The organism is Alloyangia pacifica (assembly GCF_003111685.1).
In the GTDB taxonomy this organism is placed as follows: Bacteria; Pseudomonadota; Alphaproteobacteria; order Rhodobacterales; family Rhodobacteraceae; genus Salipiger; species Salipiger pacificus_A.
This window is the reverse complement of the sequence record NZ_CP022189.1, coordinates 1,878,011-1,902,641: the sequence shown is the minus strand read 5'-3', so window position 1 is coordinate 1,902,641 and position 24,631 is coordinate 1,878,011. Positions and strand designations below refer to the sequence as shown.

The following is a 24,631-nucleotide window of genomic DNA, read 5'->3' as shown; positions in this document are numbered from 1 at the left end:
GGTGACGATGGTACGCGGTGGTTTTGGTCTGATGACAGCGCTCGTGGTTGCGGGCTGCGCAGCCACGCCTTCGGGCAACGGTTTTGCGGGCGGCTCTGTCGCGAACCGCTGGGAGCAGCGCGTGGTGACCATCTCCATGGCCGAGCGCATTGCCGACGCCTGCCACGACGAGGGCATCTACCTTGCCCCGTCGCGCTGGGGCGGAGCGGCACACCGTGCGACCGAGGAAATGGCCGAGCAGGGCGTCGACCGGGCCGAGCTCGAGGCGGCTTTCCGGGCGCAGGACTTCGGGGCGCTGTCGGTCGAGATCGACGAGACGCTGGCCCGCAAGGGCGTCGAGAGGGGCCAGCCGCAGAGCCTGTGCCGCGTCGGCGCGCAAGAAATCGCGGCGGGGTCCGACCTGGGCCTGACGCTGAAGAAGGGATGACCATGGGACCTCACAGCGGATCGCTCGTCCGGATCGGCAGCCTGCTGGCGCTCGCCACGCTGCTCGCCGCCTGCGGGGCGAGCAAGGATGATCCCGAGTTCGGCGGCTTGCAGTTTCGCGGCGGGGCAAAGCCGGTGGGCGACGATCGCGCGAACTTCGTCGTCACGATCAGCAATGCTGCCCGCGCGCCCTATGCGGCGGCTGATGCCGGGATCTACGAGGGCACCAAGTACTGCATCCATTACCTCGGCACCTCGGACATCGCCTGGGCGATGGACCCCGCGGCGGTGCGGCGGCAGCCGGTGCTCTCGGGCAGCGATCTCGTGCTGCGCGGGCGCTGCGTGGAATGAGTGGGAGCATGCTCATATGGGCGGGTCTTCCCGGCGGCTATTGCATAGCCACCGGCCCCGGCCCCACATCCCCTGGCGAGGGAGTCCGCCTTTCGGCGCCCTCCGTACTGCGCCAATGGAGAGATGATATGAGCAACCTCAGAACCGCCGTCTTCGCCAGCCTGCTGGGAGCGCTCGCGCTGCCCTCCGTCGCGATGGCCAAGCCGCCGCTCGGCGAGGTGCGCGAGATTCACGACGGGCTGCTGGCCGTCGGCATCGCCGACGAGATCCGCAACCGCTGCGACGACATCAGTGCCCGGATGCTGACGGCCATGGGCACCCTCCACGCGCTGAAGAAGCGGGCGCGTGCGCTTGGCTACAGCAACGAGGAAATCGAGGATTACGTCACCTCGAAGGCCGAGAAGAAGAAAATGCGCGCCGAGGGTGTGGCCTATATGGCCGCGCGCGGCGTCGCTGCGGACGACACCGCGGGGCTCTGCCGCGTCGGCCGCGAGGAAATTGCAAGGGGCAGCGCCATCGGTGCGCTCCTGAGGGAGAAATGATGCGACACGCGACGTGCATATCCCCCAGCGCCCCGCCGCAGGCGGCGGGCGCGTCGCGTGTGTCACCAGTCATGGGAAAATGCCAATGACCAACCTTCGTAAGATCGTCATCGACGGCACCGAGATCGAGGTGGACGGGTCGATGACCCTGATACAGGCCTGTGAGGAAGCCGGCATCGAGGTGCCGCGCTTTTGCTACCACGAGCGCCTGTCCATCGCCGGCAACTGCCGCATGTGCCTTGTCGAGGTGGTCGGCGGCCCGCCCAAGCCCGCGGCCTCCTGCGCCATGCAGGTCCGCGACCTGCGACCCGGCCCCGAGGGCCAGCCGCCGGTCGTGAAGACCAACTCGCCGATGGTGAAGAAGGCCCGCGAGGGGGTGATGGAGTTCCTGCTCATCAACCACCCGCTCGACTGCCCGATCTGCGACCAGGGCGGCGAATGCGACCTGCAGGACCAGGCCATGGCCTATGGTGTCGACTTCTCGCGCTTCCGCGAGCCGAAGCGCGCCACCGAGGATCTCGACCTCGGTCCGCTGGTCGAGACCCATATGACCCGCTGCATCTCCTGCACCCGCTGCGTGCGCTTCACCACCGAGGTGGCGGGCATCACCCAGATGGGCCAGACCGGGCGCGGCGAGGATGCCGAGATCACCTCGTATCTGAACCAGACGCTCGACTCCAACCTGCAGGGCAATATCATCGATCTGTGCCCGGTGGGCGCGCTGGTCTCGAAACCCTATGCGTTCACCGCCCGCCCGTGGGAGCTGAGCAAGACCGAGTCCATCGACGTGATGGACGCGCTCGGCTCCAACATCCGCGTCGACACGAAGGGCCGCGAAGTCATGCGCTTCCTGCCGCGGAACCATGACGGGGTGAACGAGGAATGGCTCTCGGACAAGAGCCGCTTCGTCTGGGACGGCCTGCGCCGTCAGCGTCTCGACCGGCCCTACATCCGCAAGGACGGCAAGCTGAAGCCCGCCACTTGGCCCGAGGCGCTCGCCGCCGCGGCCACGGCGCTGAAGGGGGCCAAGAAGGTGGCCGGCCTTGTCGGCGATCTCGCCCCGGTCGAGGCGGCCTTCTCGCTCAAGCAGCTGATCGAAGCGCTCGGCGGTTCGGTCGAATGCCGCACCGACGGCGCGCGTCTGCCGGCCGCCAACCGCTCGGCCTATGTGGGCAACGTGGCGATCGAGGAAATCGACACGGCAAAGGAAATCGTGCTGATCGGCACCAACCCGCGCGACGAGGCGCCGGTGCTGAACGCCCGCATCCGCAAGGCCTGGATCGCCGGCGCCGAGGTCAAGCTGATCGGCGAGGCCGCCGACCTGACCTACGACGTGACGCACCTCGGCGCGGACCGCGCGGCGCTCGCCGATGCGAAGGTTGGCGACGATGCCATCGTGATCGTGGGGCAGGGCGCGCTGCGCGAGGCCGACGGTCTGGCCGTGCTGGCCGCTGCGCAGGCGCTCACCGGCAAGGTCCTGGTGCTGCACACCGCAGCCTCGCGCGTCGGCGCGCTCGACGTGGGCGCGGTGACCGAGGGCGGTCTGGAGGCGGCCACCAAGGATGCGGACGTGATCTACAACCTTGGCGCCGACGAGATCGAGATCGAGGCAGGTGCCTTCGTGATCTACCAGGGCTCGCACGGTGACCGTGGCGCGCATCGCGCCGACGTGGTCCTGCCGGGCGCTGCCTATACCGAAGAGAACGGTCTTTTCGTCAACACCGAGGGCCGGCCGCAGCTCGCCTTCCGCGCCGGTTTCGCGCCGGGCGAGGCGAAAGAAAACTGGGCGATCCTGCGCGCGCTCTCGGCCGAGGTCGGCAAGACCCTGCCGTGGGACAGCCTCGCGCAGCTTCGTCAGGCGCTGGTCGCCGCGGTGCCGCACCTGGCGCAGATCGACGTGGTGCCGGAAAACGCATGGACCCCGCTCGAGACCGACAAGCTGGGCGAGGCTTCCTTCCGCAACGCGGTCAAGGACTTCTGGCTGAGCAACCCGATCGCCCGCGCCTCGGTTCTGATGGCCGAGCTTTCGGCGAACGCAAAGGCGCGCCGCGACGCGCCCATGGCCGCCGAGTGAGCCATGCGCACGCGGATATCCCTCTCCATGGCGGCACTGGCCGCGCTCTGTGCTTGCGAGCAAAGCTCGCAGGCGACGGATCGCGCCGTGCCGTCCTACGAGGGGATCGAGACGCGGCTGCTGGACGGCGATCTGGTGAATTTCCTCGTGTCCATGCGCGGTGCGCGCGGCTCGGAGGATGTAGAGACCTATGCAGATTGCGCCGCGGCGCAGTACGCGCTGATCCGCGGCTACGGATTTGCGCGACATCTGCGGACGAATGTATCGGAAGAGGGTGGCCTCTGGCGCGGAGATGCTGTTTACACCATCTCGGCGGCGCTGCCCCGCGGGCTCAAGACGATCGACGCGGAAGTCGTCGCGTCAGCCTGCACCGAGAACGGAATACCGATGGTGTGAGGGACACTTGATGGCAGACTTCTTCGCAACCCCCTTCGGCATCTTCATCCTTGTGCTCGCGCAAACCCTTGCGGTCGTGGCCTTCGTGATGATCTCGCTGTTGTTCCTGGTCTATGGAGACCGCAAGATCTGGGCCGCCGTCCAGATGCGGCGCGGCCCCAACGTCGTGGGGGTGTTCGGCATTCTCCAGTCGGTGGCGGACGCTCTGAAATACATCCTCAAGGAAGTGGTGATCCCGGCGGGCTCTGACAAGAGCGTGTTCCTGATGGCGCCGCTGGTTTCCTTCGTCTGTGCGATGATCGCCTGGGCGGCGATCCCGTTCAACGACGGCTGGGTGCTGGCGGACATCAACGTGGCGATCCTCTACGTGATGGCGATCAGCTCGCTCGAGGTCTACGGCGTGATCATGGGGGGCTGGGCGTCGAACTCGAAGTACCCGTTCCTCGGCTCGCTTCGCTCGGCGGCGCAGATGATCTCTTACGAGGTGTCGATCGGCCTGATCATCATCGGCGTGATCATCTCGACCGGCTCGATGAACTTCGGCGACATCGTGCGTGCCCAGGACGGTGGCCTCGGCCTGTTCAACTGGTACTGGCTGCCGCACTTCCCGATGGTGTTCCTTTTCTTCATCTCGGCGCTGGCCGAGACCAACCGACCGCCGTTCGACCTTCCCGAAGCGGAATCCGAACTGGTGGCCGGCTACCAAGTGGAGTATTCCTCGACGCCCTTCCTGCTGTTCATGGCAGGTGAATACATCGCGATCTTCCTGATGTGCGCGCTGACCTCGCTGCTGTTCTTCGGCGGCTGGCTGTCGCCGATCCCCGGCCTGCCCGACGGCGTGCTGTGGATGGTCGCGAAGATGGCGTTCTTCTTCTTCATCTTCGCGATGGTGAAGGCGATCACCCCGCGCTACCGCTACGACCAGCTGATGCGCCTTGGCTGGAAGGTCTTCCTTCCGTTCAGCCTGTTCTGGGTGGTCTTCGTGTCCTTCGCGGCGAAATTCGGATGGTTCTGGGGCGTCTTCGCCCGCTGGACCACGGGAGGTTAAGCAACCATGGCATCGATCGATTACGGCCGGGCAGCCAAGTATTTCCTGCTGGCGGACTTCATCAAGGGGTTCCAGCTGGGCCTGCGCTACTTCTTCGCGCCCAAGCCCACGCTGAACTACCCGCACGAGAAGGGCTATCTGTCGCCGCGCTTCCGGGGCGAGCACGCGCTGCGCCGCTACCCCAACGGCGAAGAGCGCTGCATCGCCTGCAAGCTCTGCGAGGCGATCTGCCCGGCGCAGGCCATCACCATCGACGCCGAGCCGCGCGACGACGGCAGCCGCCGCACCACGCGCTACGACATCGACATGACGAAATGCATCTACTGCGGCTTCTGCCAGGAAGCCTGCCCGGTGGATGCGATCGTCGAGGGGCCGAACTTCGAGTTCTCGACCGAGACGCGCGAGGAGCTTTTCTACGACAAGGAAAAGCTGCTGGCGAACGGCGATCGCTGGGAAGCAGAGATCGCCCGAAACCTCGAACTCGACGCCCCGTACCGCTGACCGCTGAGGCATCACAGGAAGCCATGACCGCCACCTTCGCCCGCCCCCTCCGCACAGCCCTCCGCGCCCAATCGCGGGGCAGGGCAGGGTACGCGCAGACAGGAGCGCGATCATGACCGATCCCAAGAAGCCCTTCGACACGACGCCCTTCGAGCTGATGATGACCCAGGCGCAGGAGATGGCGAAAGCCTTCAACCCCGCGCTTGAGAGCTTCGCGCCGAAAGAGTTCGAGAAGCTCTGGCCGACCATGCCCAAGGACATCATGGAGTTCTGGTTCGGCAAGGGCATGTCGAAGGACGGGCTCGATGCCAAGACCCGGCTCTTGCTGACCCTGGCCGGGCTGACCATGCAGGGCGCCCAGGCCGACACGCCGGTGCGCATGACCGTGCGCCACCTCATGGAGGCCGGCGCCACGAAAGACGAGATCGCCGAGACCATCGCCCATATGTCGATGTTCGCCGGCATACCCGCCATGACCCGCGCCATGGAGCTTGCGCGCGAGGTGATGGAAGACAACAAGGATGACGCAAAATGACCGTGTTCGCCTTCTACCTCTTTTCGCTTTGCGCCATCGCGGGCGGGCTGTTCACGGTGATCGCCCGCAACCCGGTGCACTCGGTGCTCTGGCTGATCCTCGCCTTCCTCAGCTCGGCGGGGCTTTTCGTTCTGCTGGGCGCGGAATTCGTCGCGATGCTGCTGGTCATCGTCTACGTCGGCGCCGTGGCCGTGCTCTTCCTCTTCGTGGTGATGATGCTCGACGTCGACTTCGCCGAGCTGCGCGCGGGGATGGCTAAATACATGCCGCTGGCGCTGCTCATCGGGGTCGTCATCCTGATGCAGCTCGGCATGGCCTTCGGCGGCTGGCAGGCCTCGGAACTGGCGTCGAGCCAGCTCTCGGCCCCGACCCCCGCGCCCGAGCAGATGCAGAACACCGTCGCGCTCGGGGTGCTGCTTTACGACCGCTACTTCCTGCTGTTCCAGCTGGCGGGGCTGATCCTGCTGGTCGCGATGATCGGGGCGATCGTGCTCACGCTGCGCCATCGCACCAACGTCAAGCGGCAGAACGTGCTGCACCAGATGTGGCGCGATCCGGCCAAGGCGATGGAGCTGAAGGACGTGAAGCCCGGGCAGGGGCTCTGAGGTGCTTCCCGCCGCGCCGCCCGGGAGGGCTGCGCGCGGCGGGCAACGGGATATGACGCGGACCCACCCGTCAAAGGGCCGCGAGGGACTAGAAGAATCGGGGCAGAGACCCGGAGGGATGCATGATCGGACTTGAACATTACCTGACGGTGGCGGCCGTGCTGTTCGTCATCGGGATTTTCGGGATTTTCCTGAACCGGAAGAACGTGATCATCCTGTTGATGTCGATCGAACTCATCCTTCTTTCGGTGAACATCAATTTCGTCGCCTTCTCGGCCTTCCTGGGCGATCTGGCGGGGCAGGTCTTCACGCTCTTCGTGCTGACCGTGGCCGCCGCCGAGGCGGCGATCGGCCTGGCGATCCTGGTCTGCTTCTTCCGCAACCGCGGCTCGATTGCCGTGGAAGACGTCAACGTGATGAAAGGCTGATCGCCCATGGAGACGATTATTCTCTTCGCCCCGCTGCTGGGCGCGGTGCTGGCCGGCTTCGGCTGGCGCTTCATCGGCGAGAAAGGGGCCATGTGGGTGACCACCGGCCTGCTGTTCCTGGCCTGTCTGCTGTCGTGGATCGTGTTCCTCACGCTCGGCGAGGCGGAAACCATTCCGCTGTTCCGCTTTATCGAGTCCGGCTCGCTGAGCACCGAATGGGCGATCCGCTCGGACCGGCTGACGGCGATCATGCTGATCGTGGTCACCACGGTCTCGGCGCTCGTCCACCTCTACAGCTTCGGCTACATGGCGCATGATCCGCAGTTCAAGCACGGCGAAAGCTACAAGCCGCGCTTCTTTGCCTATCTGTCCTTCTTCACCTTCGCGATGCTCGCGCTGGTGACCTCGGACAACCTGGTGCAGATGTTCTTCGGCTGGGAAGGTGTGGGCGTCGCCTCCTACCTGCTGATCGGCTTTTACTACAAGAAACCCTCGGCGGGCGCCGCGGCGATGAAGGCCTTCATTGTCAACCGCGTGGGCGACTTCGGCTTCCTGCTTGGCATCCTCGGCCTCTTCTTCCTGACCGACTCGATCCGCTTCGACGACATCTTCGCCGCGGCACCGCAGCTGGCGGAAACGCAGCTCACCTTCCTCTGGACCGACTGGAACGCCGCAAACCTGCTGGCCTTCCTGCTCTTCGTCGGTGCGATGGGCAAATCGGCGCAGCTCCTGCTGCACACCTGGCTGCCCGACGCGATGGAAGGCCCGACCCCGGTGTCGGCGCTGATCCACGCCGCGACCATGGTCACCGCCGGCGTCTTCCTCGTCTGCCGCATGTCGCCGCTGATGGAATACGCGCCCGAAGCGATGGCCTTCGTCACCTTCCTCGGCGCCACGACTGCCTTCTTCGCGGCGACGGTCGGCCTCGTGCAGAACGACATCAAGCGCGTCATCGCCTATTCGACCTGTTCGCAGCTTGGCTACATGTTCGTGGCGGCGGGCGTCGGCGTCTATTCGGCGGCGATGTTCCACCTGCTGACCCACGCCTTCTTCAAGGCGATGCTGTTCCTTGGAGCGGGCTCGGTCATCCACGCGATGCACCACGAGCAGGACATGCGGAACTACGGCGGGCTGCGCGGCAAGATCCCCTACACCTTCTGGGCGATGATGATCGGCACGCTTGCGATCACCGGCGTCGGCATCCCGCTCACCCACATCGGCTTCGCCGGCTTCCTGTCGAAGGACGCGATTATCGAGAGCGCATGGGCCGGCACCGCGGGCGGCTACGCCTTCTGGATGCTGGTCATCGCGGCGCTGTTCACCTCGTTCTACTCGTGGCGGCTGATCTTCCTGACCTTCTACGGCCGTCCGCGCGGCGACAAGCACACGCATGAGCACGCGCATGAAAGCCCCAAGGTCATGACCATTCCGCTGGCGGTTCTCGCCGTGGGCGCGGTCTTTGCCGGGATGGTGTTCTACGGCCCGTTCTTCGGCGACCATGATAAGGTGAACCGCTTCTTCGGTATCCCCGCCCATCACGCGGAAGCCTCGGAAGAGGGCCATGGCGACGTGGCCACTGAAGAGCACGCTGCCACCGAGGCGCACGGCGATGAAACCGCCGTCGCGACCGAAGAGCAGGGCACCGAGACCTCGGAGGTCGCCACAGAGGCCGCAACCGAAGAGGGCCACGCCGAGGCAGCGACGCATGTCGCCACCGGCATGGCCCCCGAGGGCGCGATCTTCATGGGGCCGGACAACCACGTCATGGACGAGGCGCACCACGCGCCGGTCTGGGTCAAGGTCTCGCCGTTCTTTGCCATGCTGATCGGTTTCGGGGTCGCGTATCTCTTCTACATCGCGAACCCGGCGCTGCCGAAGCGGCTCGCCGAGAACCAGCGTCCGCTGTACCTCTTCCTGCTCAACAAGTGGTATTTCGACGAGATTTACGACGTCATCTTCGTGCAGCCGGCCAAGGCGATCGGACGCTTCTTCTGGAAGCGGGGTGACGGCAAGGTCATCGACGGCTCGATCAACGGCGTGGCGATGGGGATCATCCCCTTCTTCACCCGGCTCGCGGGCCGCGCCCAGTCCGGCTACATTTTCACCTACGCCTTCGCCATGGTGATCGGCATCGCCGTTCTTGTCACCTGGATGTCGATCCTCGGAGGGGCGCACTAATGGCCAACCTTCTTTCCATCGTCACCTTCCTGCCCGCGCTGGCGGCGCTTATCCTCGCGCTCTTCCTGCGCGGCGGAGACGCCGCGGCGGATCGGAACGCCAAATGGCTCGCGATGATCGCGACCACGGCGACCTTCGTGATCTCGCTGTTCATCCTGTTCCAGTTCGACCCGTCCAACACCGGCTTCCAGATGGTCGAGACCGGCACCTGGATCATGGGGCTGAGTTACAAGATGGGCGTCGACGGCATCTCGGTGCTCTTCGTCATGCTCACCACCTTCATGATGCCGCTGACCATCCTCGCCTCCTGGGGCGTGAAGACCCGGGTCAAGGAGTACATGATCGCCTTCCTGCTGCTGGAAACGCTGATGCTTGGCGTGTTCATGGCGCTCGACCTGGTGCTCTTCTATCTGTTCTTCGAGGCCGGCCTCATCCCGATGTTCCTGATCATCGGCATCTGGGGAGGCAAGGAGCGCATCTACGCCTCGTTTAAGTTCTTCCTCTACACCTTCCTCGGCTCGGTGCTGATGCTGGTGGCGATTGTCGCGATGTATGCCGATGCCGGCACGCTCGACATCCCCACGCTGCTCACCCACGAGTTCTCGACGGCGGGCTTCTCGGTGCTGGGCATCCACATTGTCGGCGGTCTGCAGACCATGCTCTGGCTGGCCTTCTTCGCCTCCTTCGCGGTCAAGATGCCGATGTGGCCGGTGCACACCTGGCTGCCCGACGCGCACGTTCAGGCGCCCACGGCGGGCTCGGTGGTGCTGGCGGCGATCCTGCTGAAGATGGGCGGCTACGGCTTCCTGCGCTTCAGCTTGCCGATGTTCCCCGTCGGCTCGGAGGTGCTGGCGCCGCTGGTCTTCTGGATGTCGGCCATCGCGATTGTCTACACCTCGCTCGTCGCGCTGGTGCAGGAGGACATGAAGAAGCTCATCGCCTATTCGTCGGTCGCCCACATGGGCTACGTGACGCTGGGCATCTTCTCGGCCAACCAGCAGGGCATCGACGGCGCGATCTTCCAGATGATCAGCCACGGCTTCGTCTCGGGCGCGCTCTTCCTCTGCGTCGGCGTGATCTACGACCGCATGCACACCCGCGAGATCGACGCCTACGGTGGCCTCGTGAACCGCATGCCGGCCTATGCGCTGATCTTCATGTTCTTCACCATGGCCAACGTCGGCCTGCCGGGCACCTCGGGCTTCATCGGCGAATTCCTCACCATGATGGGCATCTTCCAGGTCAACACCTGGGTCGCCGCCGTGGCCGCGACCGGCGTGATCCTCTCGGCGGCCTATGCGCTCTGGCTCTACCGCCGCGTGGTCTTCGGCGATCTCATCAAGGAAAGCCTGAAGACCATCCAGGACATGAACACCCGCGAGCGCTGGACCTTCGCGCCGCTGGTCGTGATGACCCTGTGGCTGGGGGTCTACCCCGCCGCCGCGCTGGACATCATCGGCCCGTCGGTCGAGGCGTTGGTCAACCACTATGATACGGCCGTGGCGGCCGCCGATCTCGGCGGCAACACCGTGGCCCAAGCGAACCACTGAGGGGGCGAGGCATGATCTCGGCTGATCTGAACACCATCCTTCCGGAGATCCTGCTGGCGGTCTACGCCATGCTGGCGCTGATCGGCGCGGTCTATACCGGCAAGGACAAGCTCGCCCCGGCGCTGGTCTGGCTCACCGCCGCGGTGATGGCGATCCTCGCGCTGTGGATCGGCACCGCCGGCTCCGGCACCAACCCCGCCTTCCACGGCATGTTCATCGACGACGCCTTCTCGCGCTTTGCCAAGGTGGTCATCCTGATCGCCGCGGCCTGCGTGCTGGTGATGGGCCTCGGCTTCATGCAGAAGACCAAGATGCTGAAGTTCGAGTACCCGGTGCTGGTGGCGCTCTCGACCGTCGGCATGATGGTCATGGTCTCGGCGGGCGATCTGATGACGCTCTACATGGGGCTCGAGCTGATGTCGCTCGCGCTCTACGTGGTTGCCTCGCTGCGCCGCGACAGCGAGATGTCGACCGAGGCGGGCCTGAAATACTTCGTGCTGGGCGCGCTGTCGTCGGGCATGCTGCTTTACGGCGCCTCGCTGACCTACGGCTTTGCCGGGACGACGCTCTTCTCGGGCATCATCCTTGCGGCGACCGAAGGGCACCTGTCGCTCGGCCTGCTGATCGGTCTCGTGCTGATGATTTCGGGCTTTGCCTTCAAGGTCTCGGCGGTGCCGTTCCACATGTGGACGCCCGACGTCTACCAGGGCGCGCCGACCCCGGTCACCGCCTTCTTCGCCACTGCGCCGAAGGTTGCCGCCATGGCGCTCTTCGCCCGGGTGATGCACGACGCCTTTGGCGGCGCCGTCGCGGACTGGAGCCAGGTGGTTGCGCTGATCGCGGTGCTGTCGATGTTCCTCGGCTCCATCGCCGCCATCGGCCAGACCAACATCAAGCGCCTGATGGCCTATTCCTCGATCGCCCACATGGGTTACGCGCTGATCGGCCTTGCCGCCGGCACCGAGGCGGGCGTGCAGGCGATGCTGATCTACATGGTCGTTTACGTGACCATGAACGTCGGCACTTTCGCCTTCATCCTGTCGATGAGCAAGGATGGCCAGCCGGTCACCGACATCCGTGCGCTTGGCATGTACTCCAAGCGCGAGCCGGGCAGGGCGCTGGCCATGCTGGTGCTGCTGTTCAGCCTCGCCGGCGTGCCGCCGCTGCTCGGCTTCTTCGCCAAGCTGGGCGTCTGGCAGGCTGCCATCGCGCAGGACATGGTCTGGCTGGTCGTGGCCTCGGCCGTCGCCTCAGCGATCGGTGCCTACTACTACCTGCGGATCGTCTTCTTCATGTACTTCGGCGAGGACCGCGAGGATGCGCTGGATGCCGGTGGCTCGCCGCTGCTCTGGGGCTTCCTGGTGGTCTCGGCCTTCATCATGGTCGCAGGCGTGGTGAACCTCTTCGGCATCGAGGGCCCGGCAGCGGCCGCGGCAGCGACGCTTGTCAACTGAGCACCGAGCCAGCACGAGAACACCGAGTGGCGCGCCTCTGGCGCGTCACTTTGTTTTCGCCTATGCGCTGATTTCTCACTGTGGGCACGGATGGAAACGGATGAAAGGGCAGGCGCATGTGGCCTGACGGCTATGGCCGGCGGGTGCTGGCGGAAGTGGACAGCACCAATGCCGAGGCGGCGCGGATCGTGCCCGGCCTGACTGGTCCCGAGTGGATCCTCGGGCTGAACCAGGTCGCCGGGCGCGGGCGCCGCGGCCGGCCTTGGACCATGCCTGCCGGGAACTTCGCGGGAACGCTGGTGCTGCCGGTCGCCGAGCCGCCGCAGGTGGTTGCCCTGCGCAGCTTCGTCGCTTCCCTGGCGCTGCACGAGGCCTTTGTCGCGGTGACCGGCAGGGCCGACATGTTGGCGCTGAAATGGCCCAACGACGTGCTGGTCAATGGCGGCAAGGTGGCGGGCATCCTGCTGGAAAGCCTCGGGCGTCACGCGGGGCGCGACTGGCTGGCCATCGGCATGGGGGTAAACCTCGCCGCGGCGCCGGACGTTGGCGAGGTCGAGCCCGGAGCGCTGCGCCCGGTTTCTCTGATGTCTGAGGCCGGTGCGCGGGTGACGCCAGAAGAGTTCCTGACCGTGCTCGCCGCCGCTTACGCGCGCGAAGAGGCGCGGTTCATGACGCTTGGCTTTGCCGGTATTCGCGAGGCCTGGCTCTCGCGCGCCGCGCGGCTCGGCTCGGTGATCACCGCGCGCACCGGGCGCCACGAATTTACCGGCACGTTCGAAACGGTGGACGATGCCGGCAATCTTGTCCTAAGGACAGCCAGCGCGCGGCAGGCGATTGCCGCGGCAGACGTGTTTTTCTGAGGGGGCGGCCCATGCTTCTGGCCATCGACTGCGGCAATACCAACACCGTGTTCTCGATCTGGGACGGGGCGCGCTTCCTTGCGACCTGGCGCACCTCGACCGAGCACCAGCGCACCGCCGACCAGTATTACGTCTGGCTCTCGACGCTCATGGCCTTCCAGAAGATCGAGGCCGAGATCACCGATGTGATCGTTTCCTCGACCGTGCCGCGCGTGGTGTTCAACCTGCGTGTGCTGGCGGATCGCTATTTCAACACCCGCGCCATGGTGGTAGGCAAGCCCGAATGCGCGCTTCCCGTGGACGTGCGGGTGGATCTCGGCACAAACGTGGGCCCGGACCGTCTGGTCAACACGGTGGCAGGCTATGATCTTTACGGCGGCGATATCATCGTTGTCGATTTCGGCACCGCGACAACCTTCGACGTGGTGGCGCAGGACGGCGCCTACGAGGGCGGGGTGATCGCACCGGGCGTCAACCTCAGCCTCGAAGCGCTGCACCAGGCTGCCGCCGCGCTGCCGCATGTGGACATCACCAAGCCACAGCGCGTGGTCGGAACAAACACCGTCGCCTGCATGCAGTCAGGCGTTTTTTGGGGCTATGTCGGCCTCGTCCGCGAAATTTGCGCGCGCATCAAGGCCGAACGTGACCGGCCGATGCGCGTCATCTCAACCGGTGGGCTGGCACCGCTCTTCCAGCAATCCGAAGACCTCTTCGACGACTGGCGGGAGGATTTGACCATGCATGGTCTCACCGTCATCCACGCATACAATCTTGGCAGGAGCCAAAGCTCATGAGCAGCGAACGCATTATCTATCTCCCCCTCGGGGGTGCCGGCGAGATCGGCATGAACGCCTATGTCTACGGCTACGGCAAGCCGGGCGAGGAACGCCTTATCCTCGTCGACATCGGCGTTGCCTTTCCCGACATGGACACGACGCCTGGCGTCGACATCATCTTTGCCGACATCAGCTGGCTGAAGGAAAACCGCGAGCGGCTGGAGGCGGTGTTCATCACCCACGCCCACGAGGACCACGTCGGCGCCATCGGCCATTGCTTCGAAGACCTTGGCGTGCCGGTCTACGCGCGTGCCTTCACCGCCAACCTCGCGCGCGGCAAGCTCGCGGAATACGGCCATTCGCCCGAGACGGTGACCACCGTGTCGCGCTGGCCCGAAACGGTGAAGGCCGGTCCCTTCACCGTCGGCTTCCTGCCGATCTCGCACTCGATCCCGGAAAGCTCGGGGCTGGTCATCGACACGCCCGGCGGGCGGCTGATCCACACCGGCGACTTCAAGCTCGACGCGAACCCGGTGGTCGGCGAGGCCTTCGATCCCGAGCTCTGGGCCGAAGTGTCGAAAGATGGCGTCAAGGCGCTGATCTGCGATTCGACCAACGTCTTCTCGCAGCACCCCGGTCGCAGCGAGATCACCGTCGGCCCCGAGATCGAGACGCTGGTGGCCAGCGCGCCGCAGATGGTCGTTGCCACCACCTTCGCCTCGAACGTGGCGCGGGTGAAGACGCTGGCCGAGGCCGGCGAGCGCGCCGGGCGTTCGATCTGCCTTCTCGGCCGCGCCATGCGCCGGATGGTCGAGGCAGCGATCGAGACCGGGGTCGTGACCTCCTTCCCGAAGGTGATCTCGCCCGAGGACGCAACGCAGATCCCGCGCGAGAACGTCATGCTGATCGTCACCGGCTCGCAGGGCGAACGCCGGGCGGCCTCGGCGCAGCTGGCGCGCGGCAAGTACAATGGCATCGAGCTGAAGGAAGGCGATCTCTTCCTCTTCTCCTCGAAGACCATTCCGGGCAACGAAAAGGGCGTGATCCACATCATGAACTCGCTCTCTGAAAAGGGCGTGGACATCGTCGACGATGACGGCGGCAAGTACCACGTTTCGGGCCACGCCAACCGGCCTGACCTCGAGCGGATGCAGGACATCGTGAACCCGCAGATCGTCGTGCCCATGCACGGCGAGCACCGTCACCTGCGCGAGCACATGAAATTGGCCGAGGGACGTGGCCGCGCCGGGGTTCTGGCGATCAACGGCACCATGGTCGACCTGTCGGGCAACCAGCCCACGGTGGCAGGTTATGTCGAGACCGGCCGCACCTACCTCGACGGTTCGGTGCAGATCGGGGCGCTCGACGGCATCGTGCGCGATCGTATCCGCATGGCGCTGAACGGGCACGTGGTGGTGACGGTGATCCTCGACGAGGACGACGAGCCGCTTGGCGAGCCCTGGTGCGAGCTGATGGGCCTGCCGGAGATCGGCCGTTCGAACGCGCCGCTGGTGGATATCCTGGAAGAAGACCTCAGCCAGTTCCTTGGCCGCGCCGGCGAGAAGACCCTCGGCGACGACGACAAGCTCGAGGAAGGCATGCGCCGCATCGTGCGCAATTCCTCGGTCAACGAGATCGGCAAGAAACCCGAGGTGACGGTGGTGATCAGCCGCCTGTCCTGAGGCTTTCGGGCGGACATAGCGAAGGCGCGCCGCGAGAGCGGCGCGCCTTTACTTTTGCGATCAGTAACCCTGGCGGATCAGCGCGTGATCTTCAGCGCCTCGAGGCCGTGGAAATGATAGAGGTCGGCGTATCTCGGCGTTCCGGCCAGTTGCATCCCCGCAAGCCGCTCGAAAAGGATCGGCAGGGCCGTCACCAGTTCGAGCCGGGCCAGAGGCGCGCCGACGCAGAAGTGCATCCCGCCGCCGAAGCTGGTGTTGGTCACCACCGGGCGCGCCGGATCGAAGCGCGCGGGCTCCGCCCAGACCGCCGGGTCTCGGTTCGCCGCGCCCAGCATGAGCGCCACTTGCTCGCCACGCTGGAAGGTATGGCCAAAGGCCTCGACCTGCTCGTAGGCGTAGCGGGTGAACATGTGCAGCGGCGGGTCGTAGCGCAGCACCTCCTCGACCACCGGCGCGGCGTTGTCCTCGGTGATCGTCACGCCCTGTTCCAGCAGCGTCTTGATGCCGTTGCCCATGGTGTGCACCGTTGCCTCGTGCCCGGCGTTGAGCAGCAAGATGCAGGTGGTGATCAGCTCGTCGGTCGAGAGTTTCTCTCCGCCTTCCTCGGCCGCGATGAGATGCGACAGCAGGTCGTCCCCGGGGCTCTTGCGGCGCGTTTCCACGTAGCCGCGCAGGAAGTCCGCGAACTCGGTGGCCGCCGTCGCCGCCGCCACCTCCATCGCTCTGTCCCGGCGCGCTTGGTACATGCCGACCATGTCTGCAGACCAGCGCAGCAGTTGCGGCGCCATCGCCTCGGGCACGCCAAGCAGCCGGGCGATGACGATCACCGGGATCGGCTGACAGAAGGCGGGCAGCAGGTCGATCTCGCCGTGCTCGGGCATCTCGTCAATCAGCCGGTGCGCCAAGGCGGCGATCTCCGGTCCGAGTGCGGCGATCCGGCGCGAGGTGAAAGCGCGCAGCACCAGCCCGCGCAGCCGGGTGTGGCGCGGCGGCTCGAGCTCGAGCATGGAATGCGCCTCGACCGCGTAGAAGGGCGCCTGGTGGGCCGGGATCTCGGGGGCGATTTCTGGCGGGACCTCGCGGCCGAAGCGGCGGTCCTTCAGCAGCGTCGAGACGGCACGCTGCGACACGGCGCAGGGCAGGGCATAGTCCTCCCAGAAGGCAAGATCGCCTGCGGCGCGCATTTCGTCGTAAAACGGGTAGGGATCCTGCACGAAGGCGGGATCGGTCGGGGATTTGGAGAAGCGTTGCATGGGTCTCATCGTGGTCATGGCGCAACCCTAGGACACGCCCGCGCTTTCTTGGCAAGAGCGGTCTTGCTATGAGGGGTCATGAGCTGGGACCTTCTGACCCGGAGCCGCGCCCTCTGGCTGGCGCTGACGCTCGCCTTCGTGGCCGCGCTGTCGGGCAGCGTGTGGCACTATGGCTACCTGCAGGCGCTCGGGCCGCTCGCCGCGCGCGGGCAGAGCGACCTCGACCTCGCGTCGGACCGCCTCGTCAGCCAGCTGCAGCGGTTCCGCGAGTTTGCCGTACTGACCACCCGCCACCCCGCGCTGGAGGCGCTGCTCGACGGCGGGCCCCGTGCCCCGGCGGACGAGATGCTGCTCACCGCCGCCGACCGGACCGGCGCGGTCAGTGCTTTTTACGTCGCGGGCTCGGGCGAGGTGCTGGCCAGTTCGGGTGACATGGTCCCTAAGGACGTGGCGCGCAGCGCCTATTTTCGCCGTGCCCTGACCGGTGCGCTTGGCATCGCCCACGGCGAGGGGCCGGGCGACGTGGACCGCGCCTTCTTCTTCGCCGCGCCGAACTTCGCGCCTTCGGGCGAGGTGCGCGGCGCGTTGGTGGTGGTGGTCGATGCGGCGGTGCTCGAGCGCGACTGGCGCGGCTCGTTGCCCGCCGTCTTCTTTCTCGACGAGAGCGGCACGGTCTTCGTCACCAACCGGACCGAGCTTCTGGGCTGGCGACGCGAGGGGGACGGCGCCTTGGTCTCGCCCTCGGGGCAGCGGCGCGAGACCGAGACGACGGAACTGGGGGACTACACAATCCTGTCGCAAAATTGGTCGCCCTACATCCCCGCCCGCGCCCTGCGCCGCGTTGTCGACCTGCCGGTGATCGGCATGACCGCCGTGCTGCTGATCGACGTGCGCCCGGCGCGGCGCTACGCGCTGCTGCAGGCGCAGGCGGTGGCGGCGGGGGTGCTCTTTTTCGTCGCGCTGCTGTGGTTCGCGCTCGAGCGGCGTCGGGCGCTGGCGGCGATCAACCTCGACCTGGAAGAACGGGTCACCACGCGCACCCGCGATCTCGAAGAGGCCAACCTCGCGCTGCGCCGCGAGGTTGTCGAGCGGCAGGAGGCCGAGGCCGCGCTGAAGCGTGCGCAGGCCGAACTGGTGCAGGCCTCGAAGCTGACGGCGCTCGGCAAGATGAGCGCGGGGATCAGCCACGAGCTGAACCAGCCGCTGATGGCGATCCGCTCTTTTGCCGAGAACGGCGCCGCCTTCCTCGAGCGCGGCAAGCCCGAGCGGGCGGCAGAGAACCTCGGGCGGATCAGCGATATGGCGGGGCGCATGGGGCGGATCATCAAGAACCTGCGGGCCTTTGCCAAGGCCGAGCCGGGGCCCGCGCATCGCGTCGGTCTTGCGGCGGTGGTCGAGCAGGCGCTCGAGCTGATGCAACGCCGGATCGAGACAACCGGCGCCACGGTCGACTGGCAGCGTCCAGACCGCCCGGCCATCGTCATGGGCGGCGAGGTGCGGTTGAGCCAGGTGGTGGTGAACCTCATTTCGAACGCGCTTGATGCCATGCAGGGGCAGGAAGTCCGGCGCCTGACCCTGCGCATCAATCATGAAGACGCCGCGGGTATGGTGCGGCTGACGGTCCGCGACACCGGCTCGGGCATCCGCGAGCCCGACCGCATCTTCGACCCCTTCTACTCGACCAAGGAGGTCGGCCCGGAAGAGGGGATGGGGCTTGGCCTGTCCATCTCTTACGGGATTGTCGAGGGCTTCGGTGGCAAGCTGCGGGGCGAGAATTTGCCCGGCGGCGGGGCGCAGTTCACGCTGGATCTGCGTCAGGCAGGCATGGAGATCACGCAGATGGAGAAACGCGCATGACCCGGCGGGTGCTTCTTGTGGACGACGATGCGGCGGTGCGCGAGGCGCTTGGCCAGACGCTGGAGCTGGCCGACCTCGACGCGGTGACCGCGGGCAGCTTTGTCGAGTGCAAGGAGCTGATCGAGCCCGCCTTCGAGGGGGTGATCGTTTCCGACATTCGCATGCCCGGCCGCGACGGTTTCCACCTGCTTGACTACGCGCACCGCAAGGACCCCGAGCTTCCTGTGATCCTGCTGACCGGCGAGGGCGACATCCCCATGGCGGTGCGGGCGATGGCGGCAGGGGCCTTTGACTTTCTCGAAAAGCCCTGCGCGCCGGGCGATCTGACCGCCGTGGTCGAGCGCGCGCTGCGCACCCGCGCGCTGGTGCTGGAAAACCGCCGCCTAAAGGCCGAGCTGGAAACCGGCGACGCCGCCGCAAGGATGCTCTTCGGCATCTCGCGCAAGGCGGACGGGCTGCGCGCGCGTTGCCGTGTGGCGGCGCGGGCCGGAACCGACGTGCTGATCACCGGGGCACCGGGCTCGGGTCTTTCGAAGGTTGCCGAGGTTGTGCACCTCTGTTCGAATCGCTCCAAGGGCCCGTTCGAGAAGCGCTCGGCGGCTGGTTTGGACCGCGCGGCGCTCGGCGAGTTCTGGCGCGGCTGCGCGGCGGGCACGGTGTTCCTCGACGAGATCTGCCAGCTGCCGAAGGACAGCCAACTGGCGCTCGTCGATCTGCTGGAGGAGGGAGGGCCCCGGCTGATCGCCGGCACGGTGCGCGATCTGGGCAGGGAGGTGGAGAGCAGCGCGTTTTCCGCCGAGCTCTTCTACCGACTCGAGGTCATGCAGATCCACATCCCGGCGCTCGGCGAGCGGCCCGAGGACATCCCGGTGCTCTTCCGCCACTACGTGGCGCAGGCCGCCGAGCAGGCCGGTCTCGAGCCGCCGGAGATCACCGAGGAGGTGATCTCGGCGCTCATCGCGCGGGACTGGCCGGGCAACACGCGCTCGCTCATGTCGGCGGCGATGCGCTTCGCGCTCGGGCTCGGCGAGAGCGAAGACATGGGCGAGGGGCTGGGGTTGACCGAACGCATGGCGCAGGTCGAACGCTCGTTGCTGGTCGAGGCGCTGAAGCGCACCGGCGGGCAGGCCAGTGCGGCCGCGCAGGCCCTGAAGCTGCCGCGCAAGACCTTCTACGACAAGCTGGCGAAATACGGCATTCGCGCAGAGGACTATCGCTGAGCGGCGATTCCGCCCCCTGCCGCATTTTCGGGCGAGGTGAGAACTGTGCGGATTCTCGCACAGTCATGCGCAATCAGCGTGCGGGATTTCGCACAAGATCATGCGCGCCGAACAATTGGCCTGCGAAAGGTGATACTTAAATATGTATAATAAAACATAAAAATCTATCATCACGAAATCCTCCCAAAAACGTTGCGACAAAATTCACCAGAGTATCTCTTGATATTCAGATCGATCGTGACGGTAGGAGGTCGCGGTCGGTGCTTCGACAAACAGAAGTTCCGGGAGGATTTCATGAAAAAGTTCCTGATGACCGCTGCCGCGGTGTCCGCACTCGTGTCCGGCACCCAGGCCGCAACCGCCGCCTGCGACGATGGCGAGATCGTGGTGAAGTTCAGCCACGTCACCAACACCGACAAGCACCCCAAGGGCATCGCGGCGCAGCTCTTCGCCGACCGCGTGAACGAGGAGATGGACGGCAAGGCCTGTGTCGAGGTCTTCCCGAACTCGACGCTCTACAACGATGACCAGGTGCTCGAGGCAATGCTGAACGGCGACGTGCAGATGGCTGCGCCCTCGCTGTCGAAATTCGAGCAGTTCACCAAGGTGTTCCGCATCTTCGACCTGCCGTTCATGTTCAAGAACATGGAAGCCGTGGACGCGTTCCAGACCTCGGACGTCGGCCAGGACATGAAGGAGTCCATGGTGCGCCGTGGCCTGCTCGGCCTTGGCTTCTGGCACAATGGCCTGACCCAGTTCTCGGCCAACAAGCCGTTGATCTCGCCGGAAGATGCAAAGGGCCTGAAGTTCCGCGTGCAGCCCTCCGAGGTGCTGAAGGCGAACATGGAGCAGCTCGGCGCCTCGCCGCAGCCGATGGCCTTCTCGGAAGTCTACGGCGCTCTGCAGACCGGCGTGGTCGACGGCCAGGAGAACACCTGGTCCAACATCTACGGCCAGAAGTTCTTCGAGGTGCAGGACGGTACCACCGAAACCAACCACGGCGTGCTCGACTACATGGTCGTCACCTCGGTTGACTGGTGGGAGAGCCTGCCCGAGGACGTGCGCATGCAGATGGGCCAGATCCTCGACGAGGTGACCTCCAGCCGCAACGCCGCGATCGCCGAGGTCGATGCCGACAACCGTCAGGCGATCCTCGACGCCGGCGGCGTGATCCGCGAACTGACGCCCGAGCAGCGTCAGGCCTGGGTCGACGCGATGAAGCCGGTCTGGGAGCGCTTCGAGAGCGAGGTCGGCGCCGACAACATCGCCGCCGCGCAGGAATTCAACGCGCAGTTCTGATCCGGCGCGGATGGCTTCGGCCCGGTCCTGCGCAGCGCGGGGCCGGGCCTTTTCACACCCGAATTTTCACCTTGGGGCAACCCATACGGCATAGCGGGGGACTAGATGTCCAATACCATGCACGGCGGCTCTGCACTCGGCCGCTTCGTCAACGAGCTCGAGGAAACGGCAATCGCCGTGATCCTCGGGCTGATGACGCTCCTCACCTTCGTCAACGTCGTCCTGCGCTACGGGTTCAACACCGGCGTGATCTGGGGCCTCGAGGCGGTGACCTTCCTGTTTGCCTGGCTGGTGCTCTTCGGGGTGAGCTACGCGGTGAAGGTCACCGCGCATCTCGGGGTCGACGCGATCACCGGCCTCCTGCCGCCCGCCGCGCGCCGAGTGCTGGCACTGATCGCGGCCGTCCTCTGCATCTTCTATGCCTTCCTGCTGATGAAGGGCGCCTGGGACTACTGGGCCAACTTCGCCAACCTGCCGCAGACCACCGGGCGCTGGTTCCCCACCGGCTTCGAGGAGATGAAGCGCACCTCCTACCGGTCCTGGTACGAGGTCGTCGACATCCCGATGCCCGACTGGCTGCGCTTCATCGAGCCCTGGATCAACGAGGGCGAGCACTACGAGAAGCTGCCACGCTTCATCCCCTATTTCATCCTGCCCTTCGGCATGGCGCTGCTGCTCTTCCGCTTCATCCAGGCCGGCGTCCGCATCTGGACCGGCCAGAAAGACAGCCTGATCGTCAGCCACGAAGCCGAAGACGCCGTCGATGACGTCGCCCACCTGAACCGCGAGGACTGAGTCCGATGGAAGTCTTTCTCCTTTTCTTCTGCATCATCGGTCTGATGCTCATCGGCCTGCCGATCGCGGTCTCGCTGGGCCTGTCGTCGATCATCTTCCTGCTGGTCCTGTCGGACACCTCGCTGGCCTCGGTGGCGCAATCGATGTTCCAGGCCATGGCCGGGCACTACACGCTGCTCGCCATTCCCTTCTTCATCCTCGCCTCGTCCTTCATGTCGACGGGCGGCGTGGCGCGGCGGATCATCCGTTTCTCGATCTCGCTGGTGGGCCACTTCCACGGCGGTCTCGCCATCGCCGGCGTCTTTGCCTGCATGCTCTTTGCCGCGCTCTCGGGCTCGTCCCCGGCGACCGTGGTCGCGATCGGCTCGATCGTCATCGCCGGCATGCGGCAGGTGGGCTATTCCAAGGATTTCGCGGCCGGCGTCATCGCCAACGCGGGCACGCTCGGCATCCTCATCCCGCCGTCGATCGTGATGGTGGTCTACGCCTCGGCCACGGACGTCTCGGTTGGCCGGATGTTCCTCGCGGGGGTCATCCCGGGCCTGCTCGCGGGCACCATGCTGATGATCACCATCTACGCCATCGCCCGGGTGCGCGGCCTGCCCAAGGGCGACTGGCACGGCTGGGGTGAAGTGATCCGCTCGGGCCGCGACGCGATGTGGGGGCTTTTCCTTATCGTTATCATCCTGGGCGGCATCTACGGCGGCATCTTCACGCCGACCGAGGCGGCGGCAGTGGCGGCAGTCTATGCCTTCTTCATCGCCAACTTCGTCTACCGTGACATGGGTCCGCTCGCAGGCAAGGACGGCGCGCCGAACCTGTCGCTGCTCCGCAAGCCGATCGCGCTGGTCACCGCCTTCTTCCACCGCGACACCCGGGACACGCTGTTCGAGGCCGGCAAGCTGACGATCACGCTGATGTTCATCATCGCCAACGCGCTGATCCTCAAGCACGTGCTGACCGACGAGCAGATCCCGCAGCGCATCGCCGGGATGATGCTCGACGCCGGCTTCGGGCCGATCATGTTCCTGGTGATCGTCAACGTGATCCTGCTCATCGGCGGCCAGTTCATGGAACCCTCGGGTCTCATCGTGATCGTCGCGCCGCTGGTCTTCCCGATCGCCATCGAGCTCGGGATCGACCCGATCCACCTCGGTATCATCATGGTGGTCAACATGGAAATCGGCATGATCACCCCGCCGGTCGGCCTGAACCTCTTCGTCACTTCTGGCGTGGCGGGCATGTCGATGATGCGCGTGGTCAAGGCGGCGCTGCCCTTCCTCGCGGTGCTCTTCGTCTTCCTGATCATGGTGACCTATATCCCCTGGCTGTCGACCTGGCTGCCGACCACCTTCATGGGACCCGAGATCATCACCAACTGAGCCCTGCCGGGAGGGGCCAGGAAAAGAGTGCGGCGCCCCTCACCGGGCGCCGCACGTTCTTTTGGGGCAGGACCACCTCCGTCGGGCGTATTTGCAAAGAAAAGAAGCCGGGGGCTGCGCAGGGCCCCCGGCTTCTTCTCATTCTAAATACGCATTGCTAGCCGGTCAGGCTTTTCCGAGGGCCTCGATAATCGGCACGAAGTCTGCCGCCTTGAGACTGGCGCCGCCCACCAGCGCGCCGTCGACGTTCGAGACCGCGAAGATCTCGCCCGCGTTGCCCGGCTTCACCGAGCCGCCGTAGAGCAGGCGGACCGAGCGGCCGACGCCTTCTCCGAAACGTTTCTCGAGCCGGGCGCGCATGAAGTCGTGCACCTCGCCGATCTGGTCCGTGGTGGGCACCTTGCCGGTGCCGATGGCCCAGATCGGCTCGTAGGCGACCACGAGATTGTGGCCGGTCGCGCCGTCAGGGATCGAGCCCGCGAGTTGTCCGGCAATGATGTCGAGCGTGTTCGACGCCTCGCGCTCGGAGAGGCTCTCGCCGACGCAGACCACGGCGGTCAGCCCGGCGTCCCAGGCGGCGCGGGTCTTGTTGCGCACCTCCTCGTCGGTCTCGCCATGATCGGTGCGGCGCTCGGAATGGCCGAGGATCACGTAGCTTGCGCCCGCGTCCTTGAGCATGTCCGCAGAGATGTCGCCGGTGTGGGCGCCCGAGGCCTTGGCGTGGCAGTCCTGCCCCCCGATGGCAATGTCTCCCGAGCCTGCCGCAGCCTGCGCAAGCAGCGTGGCGGGCGGGCAGATCAGCACCTCGGTCTCGCCACCATCCGCATCCGCCATGGCCTTCAGCTCATCCAATGCGGCGGCCAGCCCGTTCATCTTCCAATTGCCGGCGGCAAGTTTCCTGCGCATCGTCGCTCCTCTCGTTGAAGTTCGCGCGTATCATCGCGGCGCAGCCAGCAGCGTCAAGCTTGGTTGCGCAATCAAGGAGATAGGGCGGAAACGGCCCAAGGCGAAGTGGCGGTAGGCTTATTCTGAGCCGCGGCGCTCGGCCTCGAGCTCTTCGATGTCCTTGAACTTGATCGACTCGCCGCAGCCGCAAGCGTCGGCGACATTGGGGTTGTTGAACTTGAAGCCGGATTCCAGCAGCGAGGTCTGGTAGTCGATCTCGGTGCCAAAGAGGAACATCTGCGCCATCGGCGCGATCAGCACCCGCGCGCCGTCCTGCTCGACGACCTCGTCATTGGCCTCGGGCGAGTCGACGAAGTCCATGGTGTATTCCATGCCTGCGCAGCCGCCCTTCTTCACGCCGATCCGCAGGCCCGCGCGCCCGTCGCGTTCCATGAGCTTGCGCACTTGCGTCACCGCGGCCGGGGTGATGGTGACCGCCTGTTTTCCGGGAATGCCGAACATCCGCGTCTCCTA

Annotated in this window: 24 protein-coding genes; 21 read left to right on the top strand and 3 right to left on the bottom strand. The window is 65.8% G+C overall.

Features of this window, described 5'->3' with window-relative positions; all coding sequences use genetic code 11:
- The first annotated feature begins 31 nt into the window (after window positions 1-31).
- The 16 genes from CEW88_RS09115 (at window position 32) to CEW88_RS09040 (ending at window position 15,406) form a co-directional block, all read left to right on the top strand.
- Window positions 32-427, top strand: coding sequence for a DUF5333 family protein (locus tag CEW88_RS09115; RefSeq protein WP_159099584.1), 396 nt, complete (start codon window positions 32-34; stop codon window positions 425-427).
- Window positions 428-429: 2 nt separating this feature from the next.
- A complete protein-coding gene (locus CEW88_RS09110) occupies window positions 430-777 on the top strand; it encodes a hypothetical protein (protein ID WP_108966114.1) in 348 nt (115 codons plus the stop codon).
- 128 nt (window positions 778-905) lie between these two features.
- Window positions 906-1,319 carry a DUF5333 domain-containing protein gene (locus tag CEW88_RS09105; RefSeq protein WP_108966112.1) on the top strand — a complete coding sequence of 138 codons (414 nt, stop codon included), beginning with the start codon at window positions 906-908 and terminating at the stop codon, window positions 1,317-1,319.
- Window positions 1,320-1,404: 85 nt separating this feature from the next.
- Window positions 1,405-3,393 (top strand): NADH-quinone oxidoreductase subunit NuoG, encoded by a 1,989-nt coding sequence (gene nuoG / locus CEW88_RS09100; RefSeq protein ID WP_108966110.1) that lies wholly within the window; start codon window positions 1,405-1,407, stop codon window positions 3,391-3,393.
- A 27-nt stretch (window positions 3,394-3,420) separates the two neighbouring features.
- Window positions 3,421-3,789, top strand: a complete 369-nt coding sequence (locus CEW88_RS09095; protein ID WP_438839463.1) for a hypothetical protein — start codon at window positions 3,421-3,423, stop codon at window positions 3,787-3,789.
- Window positions 3,790-3,799: 10 nt separating this feature from the next.
- Window positions 3,800-4,837 (top strand): NADH-quinone oxidoreductase subunit NuoH, encoded by a 1,038-nt coding sequence (nuoH, locus tag CEW88_RS09090; RefSeq protein ID WP_108966107.1) that lies wholly within the window; start codon window positions 3,800-3,802, stop codon window positions 4,835-4,837.
- A gap of 6 nt (window positions 4,838-4,843) precedes the next feature.
- Window positions 4,844-5,338, top strand: a complete 495-nt coding sequence (gene nuoI, locus CEW88_RS09085; protein ID WP_108966105.1) for an NADH-quinone oxidoreductase subunit NuoI — start codon at window positions 4,844-4,846, stop codon at window positions 5,336-5,338.
- Window positions 5,339-5,450: 112 nt separating this feature from the next.
- Window positions 5,451-5,873 carry a carboxymuconolactone decarboxylase family protein gene (locus CEW88_RS09080; RefSeq protein WP_108966103.1) on the top strand — a complete coding sequence of 141 codons (423 nt, stop codon included), beginning with the start codon at window positions 5,451-5,453 and terminating at the stop codon, window positions 5,871-5,873.
- Window positions 5,870-6,478 carry an NADH-quinone oxidoreductase subunit J gene (locus CEW88_RS09075; RefSeq protein WP_108966102.1) on the top strand — a complete coding sequence of 203 codons (609 nt, stop codon included), beginning with the start codon at window positions 5,870-5,872 and terminating at the stop codon, window positions 6,476-6,478. The genes CEW88_RS09080 and CEW88_RS09075 overlap by 4 nt, the downstream gene beginning before the upstream one ends.
- A gap of 122 nt (window positions 6,479-6,600) precedes the next feature.
- A complete protein-coding gene (gene nuoK / locus CEW88_RS09070) occupies window positions 6,601-6,906 on the top strand; it encodes an NADH-quinone oxidoreductase subunit NuoK (protein WP_108966100.1) in 306 nt (101 codons plus the stop codon).
- A gap of 6 nt (window positions 6,907-6,912) precedes the next feature.
- Window positions 6,913-9,084: an NADH-quinone oxidoreductase subunit L gene (nuoL, locus tag CEW88_RS09065; RefSeq protein ID WP_108966098.1), complete on the top strand. Its 2,172-nt coding sequence runs from the start codon at window positions 6,913-6,915 to the stop codon at window positions 9,082-9,084.
- Window positions 9,084-10,634, top strand: coding sequence for an NADH-quinone oxidoreductase subunit M (locus tag CEW88_RS09060; RefSeq protein WP_108966096.1), 1,551 nt, complete (start codon window positions 9,084-9,086; stop codon window positions 10,632-10,634). Before nuoL ends, CEW88_RS09060 begins: the two co-directional genes overlap by 1 nt.
- 11 nt (window positions 10,635-10,645) lie before the next feature.
- On the top strand, window positions 10,646-12,088 hold the full coding sequence (nuoN, locus tag CEW88_RS09055; protein WP_108966095.1) for an NADH-quinone oxidoreductase subunit NuoN: 1,443 nt from the start codon (window positions 10,646-10,648) through the stop codon (window positions 12,086-12,088).
- Window positions 12,089-12,204: 116 nt separating this feature from the next.
- Entirely contained in the window at window positions 12,205-12,948 is a 744-nt protein-coding gene (locus CEW88_RS09050) for a biotin--[acetyl-CoA-carboxylase] ligase (RefSeq protein WP_108966093.1), read from the top strand.
- Between the two features lie 11 nt (window positions 12,949-12,959).
- Window positions 12,960-13,742: a type III pantothenate kinase gene (locus tag CEW88_RS09045; protein WP_108966091.1), complete on the top strand. Its 783-nt coding sequence runs from the start codon at window positions 12,960-12,962 to the stop codon at window positions 13,740-13,742.
- Entirely contained in the window at window positions 13,739-15,406 is a 1,668-nt protein-coding gene (locus CEW88_RS09040) for a ribonuclease J (protein WP_108966089.1), read from the top strand. Before CEW88_RS09045 ends, CEW88_RS09040 begins: the two co-directional genes overlap by 4 nt.
- A 77-nt stretch (window positions 15,407-15,483) precedes the next feature.
- Here CEW88_RS09040 and CEW88_RS09035 read toward each other — a convergent pair whose 3' ends face one another.
- Window positions 15,484-16,659: a cytochrome P450 gene (locus tag CEW88_RS09035; protein WP_108966087.1), complete on the bottom strand. Its 1,176-nt coding sequence runs from the start codon at window positions 16,657-16,659 to the stop codon at window positions 15,484-15,486.
- Between the two features lie 78 nt (window positions 16,660-16,737).
- On the opposite strand from CEW88_RS09035, the gene CEW88_RS09030 reads away from it, so the two are divergent.
- From CEW88_RS09030 to CEW88_RS09010, 5 genes are all read left to right on the top strand, one after another.
- Window positions 16,738-18,516: a sensor histidine kinase gene (locus tag CEW88_RS09030; RefSeq protein WP_108966085.1), complete on the top strand. Its 1,779-nt coding sequence runs from the start codon at window positions 16,738-16,740 to the stop codon at window positions 18,514-18,516.
- Window positions 18,513-19,736, top strand: a complete 1,224-nt coding sequence (locus tag CEW88_RS09025) for a sigma-54-dependent transcriptional regulator (protein WP_108966084.1) — start codon at window positions 18,513-18,515, stop codon at window positions 19,734-19,736. Before CEW88_RS09030 ends, CEW88_RS09025 begins: the two co-directional genes overlap by 4 nt.
- A 294-nt stretch (window positions 19,737-20,030) precedes the next feature.
- Entirely contained in the window at window positions 20,031-21,035 is a 1,005-nt protein-coding gene (locus tag CEW88_RS09020) for a TRAP transporter substrate-binding protein (protein WP_108966082.1), read from the top strand.
- Between the two features lie 105 nt (window positions 21,036-21,140).
- Window positions 21,141-21,830: a TRAP transporter small permease gene (locus CEW88_RS09015; protein WP_108966080.1), complete on the top strand. Its 690-nt coding sequence runs from the start codon at window positions 21,141-21,143 to the stop codon at window positions 21,828-21,830.
- 5 nt (window positions 21,831-21,835) lie between these two features.
- Window positions 21,836-23,212: a TRAP transporter large permease gene (locus tag CEW88_RS09010; protein ID WP_108966078.1), complete on the top strand. Its 1,377-nt coding sequence runs from the start codon at window positions 21,836-21,838 to the stop codon at window positions 23,210-23,212.
- Between the two features lie 165 nt (window positions 23,213-23,377).
- On the opposite strand, the gene tpiA is transcribed toward CEW88_RS09010, so the two are convergent.
- Both tpiA and CEW88_RS09000 read right to left on the bottom strand, forming a co-directional pair.
- Window positions 23,378-24,118, bottom strand: a complete 741-nt coding sequence (gene tpiA, locus CEW88_RS09005) for a triose-phosphate isomerase (RefSeq protein WP_108966076.1) — start codon at window positions 24,116-24,118, stop codon at window positions 23,378-23,380.
- Between the two features lie 117 nt (window positions 24,119-24,235).
- A complete protein-coding gene (locus CEW88_RS09000; protein WP_108966074.1) occupies window positions 24,236-24,619 on the bottom strand; it encodes a HesB/IscA family protein in 384 nt (127 codons plus the stop codon).
- Between the last annotated feature and the right edge of the window lie 12 nt (window positions 24,620-24,631).